Raw genomic sequence first — 14,490 nt, 5'->3', positions numbered from 1 at the left:
ATTCGTCGTTTCTCTTTCTCTTCAGCGAGGGTGTTCGCTCTCTTCAGCGAAGGTGTTCATTTGCTCGACGCATTCGGTTGTCCGATGGGTGGGCTGCCCCGCGGGGTGACGAGTGCTGTCTCGGTTGCCGACAACGTCGCCTTGTTCGCCCGGGCAGTCCGCAACCGTTACGGCCACGTGGACATTCTGATCCACAACGACGGCATCAACCCGATGGGCTTCTGCGACACCCTGGAGCGGATCACCTGGCGCCGCATCATGGACCACAACCTCAAGGGGTGGCGCTCGTTGCGAGTGAGATCGCCGATCAGGCGGTGAGGTCATATTCGCCCATTGATCGAACCGGTTTTCATCGCCTGGCGGGCGAGACGGACCGGACCCTGTACGGCGGCCCGGGTGCACGAGCTGCGGGAGATCGTCAACGCGATCCTCTACGTCAACCGCACCGGCATTCCGTGGCAGTACCTGCCGCACGACTTCCCGCCGCACAAATCCGTCTACGACTACTACGCCAAGTGGGAAGCGGACGGCACGACCCAGCAGGTCCACGACCTGTTACGGGACAAGACCCGACGGGCCCGTGGCCGCAGCGCGGAGCCCACCGCGGCCGTGGTCGACGCACAGAGCGTGAAGACCTCTTAGGCACCCCACCAGCCGACCTGTTCCCGGTGCCTGGGCGCTCGACGGCGAAATCGCAGAACGCGCGAGGTACCCCGGGTCACACAAGTGACGTGCTACCGGCCTGGTGTGAAGGGTTGTGCCCGGGCGATGAGCAGGGCGACGTCGTCGCGGTCGTCGGCGTCCCTCAGATCGTGAAGGAGCCGGTCGCAGATCCCTTCCAGGGACCGGTCGGACGTGTCGAGAAGACTCAGGAGGGCGTCGAGGCGTGCATCGATGGGTTGGTGGCGGGTTTCGACCAGTCCGTCTGTGTACAGGACCAGCAGATCGCCGGGGGCGAGGGTGAGGGCGGTGGTTTCGAAGGAACCGCCCCCGACGCCGAGGGGAGTGCCGGTGGGCAGGTCCAGCAACCGCGGGCGGGTCCCGCTGTGGACGAGGGCGGGCGGCAGGTGGCCGGCGTTGGCGATGTGGCAGGTGACGTCGTGTGGGTCGTATGCGGCGTAGAGGCAGGTGGCGATGTACGGCTCCAGACCGGAGGTGATCGCATCCAGTTGCTCGAGGACCCGGGAGGGGCCGAGGTCGAGACCGGCGTACGCCGCGGTGGCGGTGCGCAGCCGGCCCATCGTGGCGGCGGCGTCGATGCCGCTGCCCATCACGTCGCCCACGACCAGTGCGGTCTTGTCTCCGTCCAGCGGCAGGACGTCGTACCAGTCGCCGCCGACTTCATAGGCGGCCTGCGCGGGCAGGTAGCGGGAGGCGATCTGCAGGCCGGGCAGGCTGGGCGGGTGGTCCGGGAGCAGGCTGCGTTGCAGGGTCTCGGCGGCGTTGCGCACGCTCTGGTGCGCTCGGGCGTTGTCGATGCACACGGCGGCTCGGGCGGCCAACTCGCTGGCGATGGCAAGGTCGTCCTCGTCGAAGGGGCGCGGATCGCGGGCGCGGGTCAGACCGAGGAAACCGAGAGTCGTGCCGCGTGCGCTGAGCGGGACGGCCATGTAGGAATGCACTCCGGCGCGGGCCAGCAGGGTGGCGGCGTGGTCGTCGCGGGCGATGCACGTCAGGTCGTTTCCGTCGGCGTGAGGGACAAGGATGGGCCGGCCGGTGTGCACGCAGCGGGTGGCCAGGCGGTCGGCGTCGTATTGTGCGATCCGGCCGGGCGGGTCGGCGGCCTGGAGGGCTTCGGTGGGGTAGGCGGCTTTCACCGCCAGGGCGCGGAAGACGGCCGGGTGGCCGGCCTCGGAGGGACGACGGTGCTCGTCGACGACGGACTCGAGCACATCGACGGCGACCACGTCGGCGAACTCCGGCACGGTCACCTCGGCCAGCTCCCGGGCTGTCTGCTCGACCTCCAAGGTGGTGCCGATGCGGGCAGAGCCGTCGGCGATCACGGCCAGCCGCCGTCGCGTCTGAGTGGCCTCCAGTGCCGAGCGGTACCGCTCGGTCACGTCCACCACCAGCTCGGCCACCCCGAGCACACGACCTTGGCTGTCCTCCAGCCGATAGACCGAGATCGACCAGGCGTGCTGGTCCTCCGGAGCGGCCCGGGTGCGGCCGACGATGGGGGGCCGATCGACCAGCGGCACCCCGGTCTCGAGGACCTGCCGCAGCGTGGCCTCGACCTCCCTGAACTCAGCGGCGTTCATGACCTCGCCGTAGCGGAGACCGAGGTGATCGGCCGCGGGAATGCCATGGATGCGCTCGAGTGCGGGGTTGACGGCGACATACCTGAGGTCGGTGTCGAAGATCGCTACGCCGATGGGGGACTGGGAGATCAGACGGGTGGACAGGGCCACGTCCCGCTCCAGTTCGCGCAGCGTGGAGGAGTCGGTGCCGAGTCCGAGGGCGTAGAACTCGCCCCGGTTGTTCAGCAGCCGCATGTTGCGCAGTTCCACCAGGCGAGTGCTGCCGTCCTTGCATCGGATGGGGAAGGAACCGGCCCAGCTCTGTCCGGTCGCCATGACGTCGGCGAACGTCTTGATCACCCAGTCCCAGTGCTCCTCGTGGACGAGCAACTGCGCCGCGTACTGCCCGAGCGCCTCCTCGGCGGTGTAGCCGTACAGGTGCTCGGCCTGCGGGCTCCACAGGACGATGCGACCGTCGGCGTCCAGCAGCACCGCAGCGACGCCGAGGAGGTCCATCAGGCCACTCGGCTGCGACGGTCCGCCGCGGTCCGACCGGCTGCTGCTGTTCGGCTCGCCGAGATCCGCGGAAGGCTGCTCGGCTGCGCTCATTGCGGCACTCCTTCCGCAGCCCGGCCCCCCACATGGCGGCGTCCCCCGACCTGGGAGCCGTACCTGTCGGGATCTGCAGGCGCTTCGACCTCCATGGTCCCCCGGACCACCGGACAGCACACCCCTGTTCCAGGGGAGCGTCCAGAGGCCGTTCGGTTCCTTCGCTTCACTGCGGCGAGTGTCTGTCCGTGCACCATCTGTGTGACCTTCGTGCCCACGTCACAGAACCTCTCGAGGACGATGCTGTGCTCGTGGCGCTCAGCCGCGTGCCGTGCCTCCAGCGGGGTCACCGTCACGGGCCGGGTCAAGCCCTGGGCTGTTCCGGCCACGGCTACGGAAAGTGACGCGCGGTGAGCTGTCAGTGGTGTGCGGCTGCGAGATCGAGCGGGACGTGGGCGTCTTCCCCAGCCACGCCGGCCCCGGAGGCCGGCGGCTCTCTTGCAGGACCACGAAGAACAAAACGGGGCGACGCATCTGGTGAACGGCCCGTCATCCGGAGTTCCTGAGTGAACGCGCGCTCCGCTCGCGCCGTCTCCTCTGGTACGGGTGCGGGTGCCAGCACGCCGCGGGCACCCGGAGCACGACGGCGGCGGACGAGGGGGAGGACGGCATGCGCATTCTGGTCGTCGAGGACGAGGAGATGCTCGCCGACGCGATCGCGCAGGGGCTGCGGCAGGAGGCGTTCGCCGTGGACGTCGTACACGACGGAGAAGCGGCCATGGAACGCCTGGCCGTCAACGCGTACGACGTGATGGTGCTCGACCGCGACCTGCCCAGGCTGCACGGCGACGAGGTGTGCCGGCGCATCGTCGCCTCCGGCACCGACGTGCGGATCCTGATGCTGACCGTCTCGACGACCATCGCCGAGAAGGTCGCCGGGCTCAGCATCGGCGCCGACGACTACCTCGCCAAACCCTTCGCCTTCGCCGAACTGGTCGCCCGCATCCGCGCACTGGGCCGCCGGGCCCGGCCCCCACAGCCGCCGGTACTGGAGCGCTCGGGCATCCGGCTCGATCCTCATCTGCGCGAGACGTGTCGGGACGGCCGTTCCGTGGCCCTGTCACGAAAGGAGTTCGCGGTGCTGGAGGAGTTGCTCCGCGCGGCCGGCGCTCCGGTCTCGGCGGAGATGCTGCTGGAACGCGTCTGGGACGAGAACATCGACCCGTTCACCACGATCGTCCGCGTCACCATACGAGGACTCCGCCGCAAACTGGGCGAACCGCAGGTCGTGGAGACCGTCACCGGTGTGGGATACCGCGTCCGATGAGCACACACAGCCCGCGGACGGACGCCGCCGCACGCCCCAGTTCCTCTTGGCGCGGGAGCCTGCGGCTGCGGCTGACCGTGGTGTTCGGCCTGCTGTTCTTCGTCGCCGCCGCGGCCGTTCTCGCAGGGGCCGTCATTTTGGTGCGCAACAGCATGCAGTACAGCCTGGACATCGTCTTTTCACCCGACCACGCCTCCGACAGTGACTCGGGCACCAAGAACATCATCATGGACTCGATGCGCAGGAACCTGCTGACCAAGGGCGGTCTGACCGTCCTCGCGGTGGGTGTCCTCGCCACGACGGCCGGCTGGCTCGTGTCCGGACGGCTGCTGCGCCCTCTGCACCGGATCACGTCCACCGCCGAGCGCATCGCCGGGCGAACCCTCCACCGGCGCATCGCCCTCGACCTTCCTCCGGGCGAGGTGAAGCGGCTGGCCGACGCCTTCGACCAGATGCTCGACCGGCTCGACAGCGCCTTCGCGGGCCAGGAACGCTTCATCGCCAACGCGGCTCACGAGCTGAAGACTCCGCTGGTCATCAACCGGACCCTGGTCGAGGTCGCCATGAACCAGCGCGACGTGCCGCCCGAAACCCGGCAACTGGGTGCCAATCTCCTCGCCGTCAACGCCCGTCACGAGCGCCTCATCGACGCCCTGCTCACTCTCGCCCGTGCCGAGGACGCACTGACCGACCGCGTTCCGCTGGACCTGGCGGACATCTGCCTGGCCGGCATCGAGGCGACCGAACCGGATGCGGTACGGGAAGAGGTGCGCATGGCACACCGGCTCGCTCCGGCGCCCGCCGTCGGCGACCCGATCCTGCTGGAGCAGATGATCCGCAACCTGGTGGAGAACGCGGTGCGCCACAACCATCGCGGCGGCCACCTGGAGGTCACCACGCGTCACAGCGCGCGGGGATCGCAGGTCGAGGTGACCAACACCGGGGCGGTGATCTCCGCGCATGAGATCCCCGTGCTGTTCGAGCCCTTCCGCCGCCTCACCGACCGGATCGGATCGGCGCGCGGCAGCGGTCTGGGCCTGTCCATCGTCCGGGCCGTGGCGCAGACCCATGGCGGCGATGTGGCTGCCGCGCCGCGCCCCGGCGGAGGGCTCACCGTGTGCGTGACGCTGCCGGCCCGAGAGGGCCATGACGGGACGAGGCGGCCGTGAGAGCCGACGCTCACGCCCGGTTCACATCGGGGTCGATGCAATGGCCCCATGAGGCACCGCCGTTCACCCAAGGAACATCCGTGGCGTACCGCTGTCCTGTCCGTCGTCGTGCTGGGAGTCGCCGCCGCCTGCCTGCACGCCGTGGCGGGGACTGACCACAGCCGAGGGCAGGGCGCCGCGTCACCCGGCGGCCGGGGCACCGCCGCACCAACCGGCGAGGTGCCGGGAAACGGCAGGGGTACGTTCAGCCGGGCCACCGGCAACTCGGCCGTGTCCGGCGACGGCAAGCCGCTGCGCTACACCGTGGACGTCGAGGACGGCACCGGCCAGGATCCGCAGGCCTTCGCCAGGGACGTCGACCGCATCCTGGCGGACCCGCGCGGCTGGACCGCGAGCGGTACCGCGTTCCAACGCGTCGACCGGCCACCCTACGACTTCAAGATCCACCTTGCCTCTCCTGCCACGACGGACCGGCTCTGCGCCCGCTTCGGCCTGGACACCGGCGGCGAGGTCAACTGCCAGGGCGGAACCGATGTCGTGGTCAACCTCAAGCGCTGGCTGCTGCTGAGCCCCTACTACGAGGGCCGGTCCGCCATCTATCACGCGCTGATCGTCAACCACGAAGTCGGCCATCGCCTCGGCCGCGGACACCAGCGGTGTCCCGGCCCGGGCAAGCCGGCGCCCGTGATGATGCAGCAGATCAAGGGACTGCACGGCTGCACGCCCAACGCCTGGCCGTTCGACCGCGCAGGCCGTCCCGTCGAAGGCCCCGCCGCCCCCTGAGCCCCACCGCTGCCGACCCTGAAGGACCCTCTATGATCGAAGCAGTTCTGCATGCCACCCCTCTGTTCTGGCCCGGGGTACTGCTCTCCGTCCTGGCCGCACTGCTGTGCCGCCACCGGCTCGGTCAACGGCTCGGCGTCGTCCCGTTCACCGCCTTTCTCCTGGTGCTCTCACTCGGCGGCATCGTCACGCTCACCCTGCTTCCGGACCTCGACACCCACTACGTGGACAACCTCCGCTACGTGGATCCGGCCTGGCAGACAAGCTGGCACGTTCCCCGACCTGCCGAACTGGCCACGATCAACCAACAGAGCCTGAATGTCGCGCTGTTCGTCCCGCTGGGGGTGGCCATCGCTCAGATCCGCCCGAGGACCAGCGCCGTGCTGACGGCGGTGGCCGCCGCCGCGCTGCCGTTCGGTATCGAGGCCACTCAATACGCCGTCCCGTGGCTGCTGCGCGCCGCCGACGACCAGGACATCGCAAGCAATCTGCTCGGCCTTGCGCTCGGAATGACCGCACTCGTCCTGCCGTGGCCCCGCAACCGCAGCGGACGGAGCGGGGAGGCACAGCGGTCATACCGCGAGCGCGCTGCTCGCTGACGCGCGTCCGGACAGGGAGCTATTCCTGTCCGGGGACGGCCATCTCCCCAAGGAGCGACCAGTCGTCCTGCGGAACGCTCGCGTTCACGATGCGCGGCGTCGCGACCAGATGGGGCGGCAGCGCCTGCTGTGCAGCCTTGAAGTGCGCGGACTGCACGTGCAAGGCGCCGGCCTCGTCGTCGCGGAAGGCCTCGACCAGGACGTACTCCGTCGGGTCCGCCACGCTGCGCGACCAGTCGAACCACAGGCAGCCGGGCTCGGCGCGCGTCGCCCGGGTGAAGTCGGCGGTGATCTCGGGCCAGCGGTCGGCGTGCTCGGGACGGACTCGGAACTTGGCGGTAATGAAGATCATGGGATTCCTTCGCTGATGTCTGTGCGTTCTGCATCAAACGGGCGTTACGTACGGTGGATCGTACGACCCCGGTTTGCTGTCGCCGGCTCACCGACCCCGACGTTGATCCCGGGACCCCGACCTTCTGTCGCCGGCTATTTGGTCCGCAGCATGAGGGCAAAACGTGTGTTGTCGCCGTAGACCCCGGTCTCGTCGCCGCGGATCCCGTACCGCTTCTGAAACAGGGTCACTGCCGCTCGGACCTCCGCGTCGTAGCGGCCGTCGATCGGGCCACCGTCGTAGATGCCGGGCATCTGCAGGAGACGTACCTGCAACTCGTAGACTCCATGGCCGCTGTCGCCTTGGCGCAGGACGCCCGTGCCCGGGATTTCGGGGAGCGGCGGGTCTGGTGTGCCGGGCTGCGGGCGGTTCATCTGGCCTGCAGCCGGAGGAGAGGGGTCTTTCGGCGCGAGAGTCGCCGGCAGTGGGGATTCCATGTGCCGGGGAGGCGAAGAGGAGGTCGCAGGGTCGGCGTTGTGATAGGCCAGCAGCCAAGAGGCGAGGATCAATCCGCTCGCCGCGCCCAGCCCGAAGATTCCGGGGATTCGCAGGTCCCTGCGGCTGGTGAATCGCCGCCGTCTGCCACCGGTCTGCCTCCCGTGTGTGCGGGCGGGTGGCACAGATCCCTTTGAGGGCGCGGTGTCGAGCTGGTCGAACGGGACGGCCGGATAGTTGGGGACGTCCGACCAAGCGGTGCCGGGCCGTGGGCTCTTGCTCCGCCCGCCTTCTTGCCAGGGAGCCGGAGTTGGAATAGCCGTGGTTGGTGCGACAGTCTCCGGGCTCGGTCCACTGGCTGTCGGCGGCCTTCCCAGCGACGGGGGCGGGACGGCCTCCAGCCCTCTGGGCAGCCCCGGTGGCTCCGCCAAAACAGCCTGCGGGGCGTCCTGGCGCAGGCCGCCGGTCGGCAGTGATTCTTCGGCAGTTGGGCGGTGAGGCCCGGGACGCTCTGATCGCGTGCCTGACGGCACACGTCTGACCGGCAGTGCCCGGCCGGATGCGGAGGAAGCCGGGGTTGAGGACGGGGACGAGGTCGGCTGGGGAAAGCGGGCATCTCCGGTCGGGAGAGCGTGCCGGCTCTGGGGCTGAGACGGGCCCTCGACGCGTTCCTGGTTCTCGTCGCGCAGGAGGTCGGCGCGTGCGGCGTCCAAAGCGTCCAGCACGGCTTGGAAGGAGTCCCTGGTCTCTTGCGCGATGTCAGGGCCTGAGCCGGGAGTCCGCTCAGGGTTGGCGTGGTTGCGACCCACCGAGTCCTCCTCAGCTTGTCCTGATTCTGACGGTCCATTTCTTTCGTCGTCGGCGGTCATGTCCCAGGTGTCGGGTGGTGATCACTGCGAGGGACTCTGCGATGGGCGCCCCGGTGGCGGGTTTCCCTTCCTCTTCTCAGGGAGGCAATACGTAGGCCGCACGGCTTTGTCTTCATCCTGCGGCCGGTATGTAACCCATGCCTCATTCAAAGCCCGGGCGGTGGTCCAGCCGCACATCTCGTTCTGCAGAGCCCCGAATCCGCCGAACTGCGGACCGATCACCGTGTCCGTGCCTGTGACACGCCGTGCTGGAGTTGCACGATCCTTGGATCGGGTCGGTGACCATCACCCAAAGACGCTCGACCAAGGTGGTGTTCCGTAGTGTCGACGCTGATGCGACCGCTGTCGCCGCGCCGGTCCCGGCAGCCTGGCGCGCCTCGCCTCTTGCTGGTGAGTGCTCAATTCCGGGTGCCCTCCCGTGGTCTGGCAGGTCTCGAAGGAGGAAGCAGGCTCGGCAGCCACCGAGACGACGGGCTGTGGCGGCGGTGCGGTTGCTGCTGCCCTGCCCGTGGGACTCTTCTTCTCCTGACCACCCCGCCCCGGGACATCGCAGAAGCGAAGAAATTGCGCGCAGGGGACGTCGAGCCGCGGGAAGTGAGCCGCACTCGGCCCGGATCGAGCCGCAACCGTTCGGCTCGTACGCCGAGGCTGCCGCGCCGTCCCGGTCATCAACGTCCCTTCCAGCAGAGTTACATACCCCACTTTTCAGCCTGCGGGTGAGCACTCGTTCGATACGCCCCGTTGACCCCAGTAACCGGTGACCCACCTGCACACCGGTAAGTGAGGTTCGCACATGTCAAAGATCGGTCCGAAACAAACCAAGCGGGGTCTCCCCACCGCTGACTGCTGCCCGGAACGGGTGCACCTTTGCTCCCGTCAACTCAAGGACTGAGAGCGGTCGCTTCATGGACTACTGCATCCCGTGCAGCCGCACGCTCAACGGCGCCGTAACCTGCCCGGAGTGTGGGGCATACGACCCCGGCGTGACACAGCTGAGCGATCGGAGAGACGGTGCTCCGGCCGTCGAGGCCGCGATGCCGGAGGTCCGCTTGAGCGGGGGACCGAGCTCCTCCGGGTCGCCCCTTCCCGGGTCACCGACTGTCTCGCAAGACCTGTCGGCCGGCCGGTACGACCGTCCGGCGCGGCTGAAGAAGTTTGCCGTCCGGTCTCTTGCCGCAGCCGCCTTCACCCTCCTCGGAGGCCTGGCCACCGCATCGGTGATTCCCCAGTCGACGGCCCCACGAGCAGCCTCGATCCCGGAACAGCCATCCCCCGAAGAGCCCCGGGTCCGCGTTCCCGATGCACAGGCTTCACCGGAACGTGTGACCACGCACCCGGCCCGAAAGGGCGTCCGGGACCGAGACAGTGACGGTATCCGGCGTCCTCTGCCAACGGCGTCCCGCAGCACGTCACCGGCCTCTCGGCCTCCCGCCACCACCAGTGCGCCGCCACCGGTGAAGGCGACGCCGACCCCCCGAGCCTCCAGCGGCCGCCGCCCCAGCTCGCCCGCGCAGACGGCAACTCCTTCCGCGAGGCCCTCCGCCAGTCCTTCCGGCAGCATCAGCGCCTCTCCTACCAGTAGTGGCTCACCGAGCAGCAAAGGGGAAGCCGGAGGCTGAGACACTGGCAGGGCTTCCCGGCGCAGAAGCCTGGACCTGGTGCGCGCAGGGCATCCTCCTGATCGCCGGCGGGCTTGCCAGCGCCGACAGAGACCACAACCACGCACCCGTCTGCCGTCAACAACGTGCGGCACGTGGACGGCGGCCAGGAGCTCTTGGTGGCGATGGCGTCACCCTCACCGGAAGATTTCGACGAGCGTCTTTCATCGTCGGCGTGGTCGCAGCCACTGGGCTGATCGCAAGCATCGCTCGCAGTCCCGATGGCTGGCCCCGGTGTCCGGCAGTGGTGGCGCGTCCGACCCGGGTGCAGGGCTGGGCGTGGCAGTGCCGTCCATCGGATTTCAGATCTCGACCGTGGGGTAGGTCTCGACGTAGTTGTCGCCGTCGGCGCCGTAGTACGTGCAGGTGCGCGCGATCAGGTCGACGTCGTAGCAGACGATGCCGGCCTGCCAGCAGCCCCGGACGAACTTGGGGAACGTGGTCTGACCCGCCTGGTCGGAGCGGAGTGCCGTGATGAGCGCCTCGCGGTCGAACGGCGGGACATCAACCATGCCGGTCACCAGCGGTTCGCCCTGGACGGCAACGGATCCGGCGTCGGTGAGATAGAGCATCGCGTTGGACGGCACGGCCATTCTGCAGTGGGTGACTCCGGCTTGGCGGAGTGACTCGGCGAGGTAGGGGAATCCACCGACCTTGGGGCGGATGGCGGTCGCACGCTCCAGGGCGGCCTGCAGGTGGATGATCGTCATACTCATGATCGTCTCCGGGATGCTGAGGAGTGCTGCCGGTTGGATGCAGCCCTCCGAGATCTACGATGGCAACACATTCACATGATGACAACATGTTGTCAATTTGGAGGATCGGCGTGACCGACGAGATGGCCCTGCTGGTGGCCGACGTGTACGAAGCAGCGGGAGTGCTGCGCAAGTCCGGGGAAGCCGTAGCAGCAACCGAGGGCCAGACGCAGGCCCGATGGCAGCTACTCAGCGCCGTCTCCGAGACCGCCCTGACCGTGGCGCAAACCGCCCGCCGCCTGGGCGTCGCTCGCCAAGGGGTCCAGCGCATCGCCAACGATCTCGTCCACGAGGGCCTGGCGGCATTCCAGCCCAACCCTCATCACCGCAGTTCGCCACTCCTGGCCCTCACGCCCAGCGGGCAGCGCGTCCTGCGCAAGATGACTGACCGTGCCTCAGAGATCCACCGTGTAGTGGCCGCGGACATCCCGCCAAGCGAGATCGCCGCCGCCCGGGTCCTGCTGCACCGCCTCATCGACCAGATGCGCCGATATCAAGAGGGGTGACAAGGGAGGCACTCGGCGTAGCGCCCACCCGACGTGGTGTGACCTCATCGTGTGGGTGCTGCCGGAGTAGATCCAGGCCAGCCGTTCTCTTCTCACCGTGCGAACCACCGTTGCGGATCGCGAAATCACCCCCCACGCGGCGTTGTCGGATCACCCACGGACACCCGGTCCGAGGGCGACGCTCCGCCTTGCGATGCACGGCACCAGACGCCGCAGGCTGATCCACGGAGATCGAAGAGACAGGCCCTGGACACGCACCCGGTGGGGACCGCTTCACTCCTCCCCGGGCGGGATGAGGCGATCGGCGCTCTCGGCGTCGTCTACATGCCCGTGCACGTCGACGGTAATCGGAGTGGCGCGTCCCTTGGTAGTGACCAGCCATTCCTGATCTTGCGTGGGTATCTCCGGCTTCGGCCAGGGAGGGAAACGCATCCTCAGATCGGAGGCGCGCAGCGCCGGAGTTCGCTCCGTCTCTGGGGTGACGGTCAGATGGGCCGCTTCTGTCCCTCGATGTACTGGCGGACGATGCTGATCGGTGCACCGCCGCACGACCCGGCGAAGTAGGACCGGGACCAGAAGACGCAGCCCAGCCCGATGCGGTTGATGCGGCCTGTGTACTCGGCGCGCAGGTACCGGGAGCTGACACCCTTCAAGCTGTTGATCAGCTTCGACAGGGCGACCTTCGGCGGGTAGTGCACGAGCAGGTGGACGTGATCGCGCTCGCCGTTGAACTCCCTCAGCTCCGTCTCGAAGCTGGCGCACACCTCTCGCATGATCTCCTCGCACCGCTTCAGCATGGCGTCATCGAACACGTCCTTGCGGTACTTGGTGATATCGGGTTTGGTTCCCAGCGTGGTGACATACGCCATAGGTAGGATGATCAGCGAACTGATTCGGAAGGGGGTGGGTCGGATGATCCGTGCGTACAAGTTCCTCATGCGGCCCACCGTGGGCCAGGCGGCAGCGCTCGTCGAGATGCTGCGCGATCACTGCTCCCTCTATAACGGAGCGTTGCAGGAGCGCCGCGACGCCTACCGGCACGTCTCCAGGACGAGCATCAAGTACGGGCAGCAGTCCGCGCAGCTCAAGGAGATCCGGGCGTTCGACCCGGAGCGGCAAGGCCGTTGGTCGTTTTCCTCCCAGCAGGCGACGCTTCGCCGTCTCGACAAGGCTTTCGCCGCGTTCTTCCGGCGCATCAAGGCGGGGGAGAAGCCGGGTTACCCGCGATTTCGTGGGGTGAACTGGTTCGACACGGTGGAGTTCCCGAAGGACGGGGACGGATGCCGGTGGGACTCGACGCCGCACGATGCGGTCACCCGTGTCAGGCTGCAAGGCGTCGGGCACGTCAAGGTCAACCAGCACCGGCCCGTGGCCGGCAAGGTAAAGACCGTCTCCGTCAAGCGCGAAGGAAAGCGCTGGTACGTCATCCTGACCGCCGCGCAGGCTGAACCGGAACCTCTTCCCAGGACCGGCTCCGTGGTCGGCATCGACATGGGCATAGCCAACTTCCTTGCCGACTCAGGCGGCGAGTTCGTGCCCAACCCGCGCCACGGCCGCCGTGCCGCCGCGAAGCTCGAAGCCGCACAGCGAGCCCTCGCCCGCTTCCCCCGCACGCGCCGCGACAAGCGCACCAAGAACCACCAGCGTGCCGTCCAGCGCGTTGCCGACCTGCACCGCAAGGTCCGCCGCCAACGCCTCGACCACGCACACAAGACCGCCCTGGACCTCGTGCGTGAACACGACTTCATCGCGCATGAAGACCTCAAGATCCGCAACATGGTCAAGGCCCCCGCCCCGAAGCCGAACCCCGAGACGCCGGGCAGCTTCCTGCCCAACGGGGCCAGCGTGAAGGCCGGACTCAACCACTGGATCTCGGATGCCGGATGGGGGGTGTTCCTGACGATCCTGCACGCCAAGGCTGAAAGCGCCGGACGAGAAGTGATCGCCGTTACTGACTTCAGCTCGTCGGGGTGAATCTTCGCGAAGTCCCTGATGGGCGTGGAGGGGTGGCTGTATCCGTGTTGTGTGAGATATGCGGATGGGGGCGGGCTGACACCTGCGGGACGTCGGCGCCGGGAGACGGTGCGGATGCAGGCGGTAGAGCTGTTCGAGCAGAAGATCAAGCCGTCGGAGGTCGCACGACGGCTGCGGGTGAGCGTGAAGTCGGCCTATCAGTGGCACCAGCTGTGGCGGGACGGCGGTGCGCAGGCGCTGGCCTCCCGTGGTCCGAGCGGATCGCGGTGTCGTCTGTCCCCGCGCTGTCTGGAGAAACTGGCCGCATATCTGGAGCAGGGTCCGGCCGCGCACGGCTGGGTGGAGGACCAGGTGTGGACCGCCGCGCGGTGGCCACGCTGATCGGCAGGAAGTTCCACGTGTCCTACAGCGTCTCCGGCGCGACGAGGCTGATGCACCGGATCGGTTTCACTCCGCAGGTCCCCGCACGGCGAGTGGCCGAGCGCGACGAGCGGGCCGTGACCGCGTGGAAGGAGGCGACCTGGGCGGAGGTAAAAGGGCCCGGGCGGCCTGCGGGGCTTACATCTGCTTCGAGGACGAGGCGGGCTTCACCCGCAACCCGCCCAGGAGACGGACCTGGGGCCGGCGCGGCCGCACCCCGGTCGTGACCATCAGCGGCCGACGTTCCGGACGGCTGTCGGTGGCCGGGCTGATCGCGATGCGGCCTGGCTCCCGGACACGGCTGTGCCACCGCCTGCGGACCCATCCGTCGGGCGAAGGCAAGCGCCGTAGTATGGGCGAGCGGGACTTCATCGCGCTGGTCGACGGCGTCCACCAGCTCGTCAAGGCACCGATCGTGCTGGTGTGGGACCGCTTGAACACCCACGTCTCCCGCAGGATGCGGGAATTCGTCGCCGAGCGTGCGTGGCTGACCGTGTTCCTGCTGCCCGCCTACTCGCCCGACCTCAACCCTGTCGAGGGCGTGTGGGCACACGTCAAACGCAGCCTGGCCAACCTCGCCGTCATGGCCCTCGACCGACTCGAAGTCCTCGTCCGCAACCGGCTCAAGCGCCTGCAGTACAAGTCCCACACCCTCGACGGCTTCATAGCGGGCACCGGCCTGACCCTCGACAACCCACCCACACCCTGACGAGCTGAAGTCAGTAACCCCCGCAACACCTCCCGCACCTGCCCCGAATGCGGGCACGTCGCGGCAGAGAACCGGCCCACCCAAGAGAAGTTCCACTGTCAGAACTGCG

Annotated in this window: 14 protein-coding genes and 2 pseudogenes; 11 read left to right on the top strand and 5 right to left on the bottom strand. The window is 68.3% G+C overall.

The features are described from left to right. The first annotated feature begins 60 nt into the window (after positions 1-60). Together ABZ471_RS37365 and ABZ471_RS37360 are read left to right on the top strand one after the other, a co-directional pair. A complete protein-coding gene (locus ABZ471_RS37365; RefSeq protein ID WP_359072925.1) occupies positions 61-318 on the top strand; it encodes an SDR family NAD(P)-dependent oxidoreductase in 258 nt (85 codons plus the stop codon). Positions 319-333: 15 nt separating this feature from the next. Next, the gene (locus ABZ471_RS37360) at positions 334-642 is read left to right on the top strand and encodes a transposase (protein ID WP_359072923.1); all 309 of its coding nucleotides are present in this window, start codon (positions 334-336) and stop codon (positions 640-642) included. A 92-nt stretch (positions 643-734) separates the two neighbouring features. Here ABZ471_RS37360 and ABZ471_RS37355 read toward each other — a convergent pair whose 3' ends face one another. After that, on the bottom strand, positions 735-2,846 hold the full coding sequence (locus tag ABZ471_RS37355) for a SpoIIE family protein phosphatase (protein ID WP_359072921.1): 2,112 nt from the start codon (positions 2,844-2,846) through the stop codon (positions 735-737). Positions 2,847-3,456: 610 nt separating this feature from the next. Between ABZ471_RS37355 and ABZ471_RS37350 the strand changes: the two genes are divergently transcribed. Genes ABZ471_RS37350 through ABZ471_RS37335 form a run of 4 tightly spaced genes read left to right on the top strand, consistent with a single transcriptional unit; the run spans position 3,457 to position 6,664 of the window. Beyond that, a complete protein-coding gene (locus ABZ471_RS37350) occupies positions 3,457-4,113 on the top strand; it encodes a response regulator transcription factor (RefSeq protein ID WP_359072919.1) in 657 nt (218 codons plus the stop codon). After that, the gene (locus ABZ471_RS37345; RefSeq protein WP_359072917.1) at positions 4,110-5,282 is read left to right on the top strand and encodes a HAMP domain-containing sensor histidine kinase; all 1,173 of its coding nucleotides are present in this window, start codon (positions 4,110-4,112) and stop codon (positions 5,280-5,282) included. Before ABZ471_RS37350 ends, ABZ471_RS37345 begins: the two co-directional genes overlap by 4 nt. A 48-nt stretch (positions 5,283-5,330) precedes the next feature. After that, positions 5,331-6,065, top strand: a complete 735-nt coding sequence (locus ABZ471_RS37340; RefSeq protein ID WP_359072915.1) for a DUF3152 domain-containing protein — start codon at positions 5,331-5,333, stop codon at positions 6,063-6,065. 32 nt (positions 6,066-6,097) lie between these two features. Further along, the gene (locus ABZ471_RS37335) at positions 6,098-6,664 is read left to right on the top strand and encodes a VanZ family protein (protein WP_359072913.1); all 567 of its coding nucleotides are present in this window, start codon (positions 6,098-6,100) and stop codon (positions 6,662-6,664) included. Between the two features lie 19 nt (positions 6,665-6,683). Here ABZ471_RS37335 and ABZ471_RS37330 read toward each other — a convergent pair whose 3' ends face one another. From ABZ471_RS37330 to ABZ471_RS37320, 3 genes are all read right to left on the bottom strand, one after another. Next, a complete protein-coding gene (locus ABZ471_RS37330; RefSeq protein WP_359072911.1) occupies positions 6,684-7,016 on the bottom strand; it encodes a putative quinol monooxygenase in 333 nt (110 codons plus the stop codon). 134 nt (positions 7,017-7,150) lie between these two features. Continuing rightward, a complete protein-coding gene (locus ABZ471_RS37325) occupies positions 7,151-7,429 on the bottom strand; it encodes a peptidoglycan-binding protein (protein WP_359072909.1) in 279 nt (92 codons plus the stop codon). Between the two features lie 2,890 nt (positions 7,430-10,319). Beyond that, positions 10,320-10,733: a DUF1398 family protein gene (locus ABZ471_RS37320; protein WP_359072908.1), complete on the bottom strand. Its 414-nt coding sequence runs from the start codon at positions 10,731-10,733 to the stop codon at positions 10,320-10,322. Positions 10,734-10,843: 110 nt separating this feature from the next. Between ABZ471_RS37320 and ABZ471_RS37315 the strand changes: the two genes are divergently transcribed. Beyond that, the gene (locus tag ABZ471_RS37315) at positions 10,844-11,278 is read left to right on the top strand and encodes a MarR family winged helix-turn-helix transcriptional regulator (protein ID WP_359072906.1); all 435 of its coding nucleotides are present in this window, start codon (positions 10,844-10,846) and stop codon (positions 11,276-11,278) included. A 485-nt stretch (positions 11,279-11,763) separates the two neighbouring features. Here ABZ471_RS37315 and tnpA read toward each other — a convergent pair whose 3' ends face one another. Further along, a complete protein-coding gene (gene tnpA, locus ABZ471_RS37310; protein ID WP_359072904.1) occupies positions 11,764-12,147 on the bottom strand; it encodes an IS200/IS605 family transposase in 384 nt (127 codons plus the stop codon). A gap of 43 nt (positions 12,148-12,190) precedes the next feature. Here tnpA and ABZ471_RS37305 point away from each other — a divergent pair, with 43 nt between their 5' ends. The 4 genes and pseudogenes from ABZ471_RS37305 to ABZ471_RS37290 all read left to right on the top strand — a co-directional run. Beyond that, the gene (locus ABZ471_RS37305; protein WP_359072948.1) at positions 12,191-13,252 is read left to right on the top strand and encodes a transposase; all 1,062 of its coding nucleotides are present in this window, start codon (positions 12,191-12,193) and stop codon (positions 13,250-13,252) included. A 114-nt stretch (positions 13,253-13,366) separates the two neighbouring features. Beyond that, positions 13,367-13,899 (top strand): annotated as a pseudogene (locus ABZ471_RS37300) (winged helix-turn-helix domain-containing protein). Further along, on the top strand, positions 13,815-14,381 hold the full coding sequence (locus ABZ471_RS37295; RefSeq protein WP_359072947.1) for a transposase: 567 nt from the start codon (positions 13,815-13,817) through the stop codon (positions 14,379-14,381). The pseudogene ABZ471_RS37300 and the gene ABZ471_RS37295 overlap by 85 nt, the downstream one beginning before the upstream one ends. 18 nt (positions 14,382-14,399) lie before the next feature. Continuing rightward, positions 14,400-14,490: pseudogene (locus ABZ471_RS37290) on the top strand (zinc ribbon domain-containing protein); the annotation flags it as partial.

It is taken from the genome of Streptomyces sp. NPDC005728 (genome assembly GCF_040630895.1).
In the GTDB taxonomy this organism is placed as follows: Bacteria; Actinomycetota; Actinomycetes; order Streptomycetales; family Streptomycetaceae; genus Streptomyces.
Note: the sequence above shows the minus strand (reverse complement) of the source record. Positions and strands in the feature narration are given on the sequence as shown.

Bases quoted from the DNA above. Each gene is read 5' to 3' on its own strand.
- ABZ471_RS37355 (WP_359072921.1), bottom strand. From the start codon at position 2,846: ATGAGCGCAGCCGAGCAGCCTTCCGCGGATCTCGGCGAGCCGAACAGC.
- ABZ471_RS37350 (WP_359072919.1), top strand. From the start codon at position 3,457: ATGCGCATTCTGGTCGTCGAGGACGAGGAGATGCTCGCCGACGCGATC.
- ABZ471_RS37345 (WP_359072917.1), top strand. From the start codon at position 4,110: ATGAGCACACACAGCCCGCGGACGGACGCCGCCGCACGCCCCAGTTCC.
- ABZ471_RS37340 (WP_359072915.1), top strand. From the start codon at position 5,331: ATGAGGCACCGCCGTTCACCCAAGGAACATCCGTGGCGTACCGCTGTC.
- ABZ471_RS37335 (WP_359072913.1), top strand. From the start codon at position 6,098: ATGATCGAAGCAGTTCTGCATGCCACCCCTCTGTTCTGGCCCGGGGTA.
- ABZ471_RS37330 (WP_359072911.1), bottom strand. From the start codon at position 7,016: ATGATCTTCATTACCGCCAAGTTCCGAGTCCGTCCCGAGCACGCCGAC.
- ABZ471_RS37325 (WP_359072909.1), bottom strand. From the start codon at position 7,429: ATGAACCGCCCGCAGCCCGGCACACCAGACCCGCCGCTCCCCGAAATC.
- ABZ471_RS37320 (WP_359072908.1), bottom strand. From the start codon at position 10,733: ATGAGTATGACGATCATCCACCTGCAGGCCGCCCTGGAGCGTGCGACC.
- tnpA (WP_359072904.1), bottom strand. From the start codon at position 12,147: ATGGCGTATGTCACCACGCTGGGAACCAAACCCGATATCACCAAGTAC.
- ABZ471_RS37305 (WP_359072948.1), top strand. From the start codon at position 12,191: ATGATCCGTGCGTACAAGTTCCTCATGCGGCCCACCGTGGGCCAGGCG.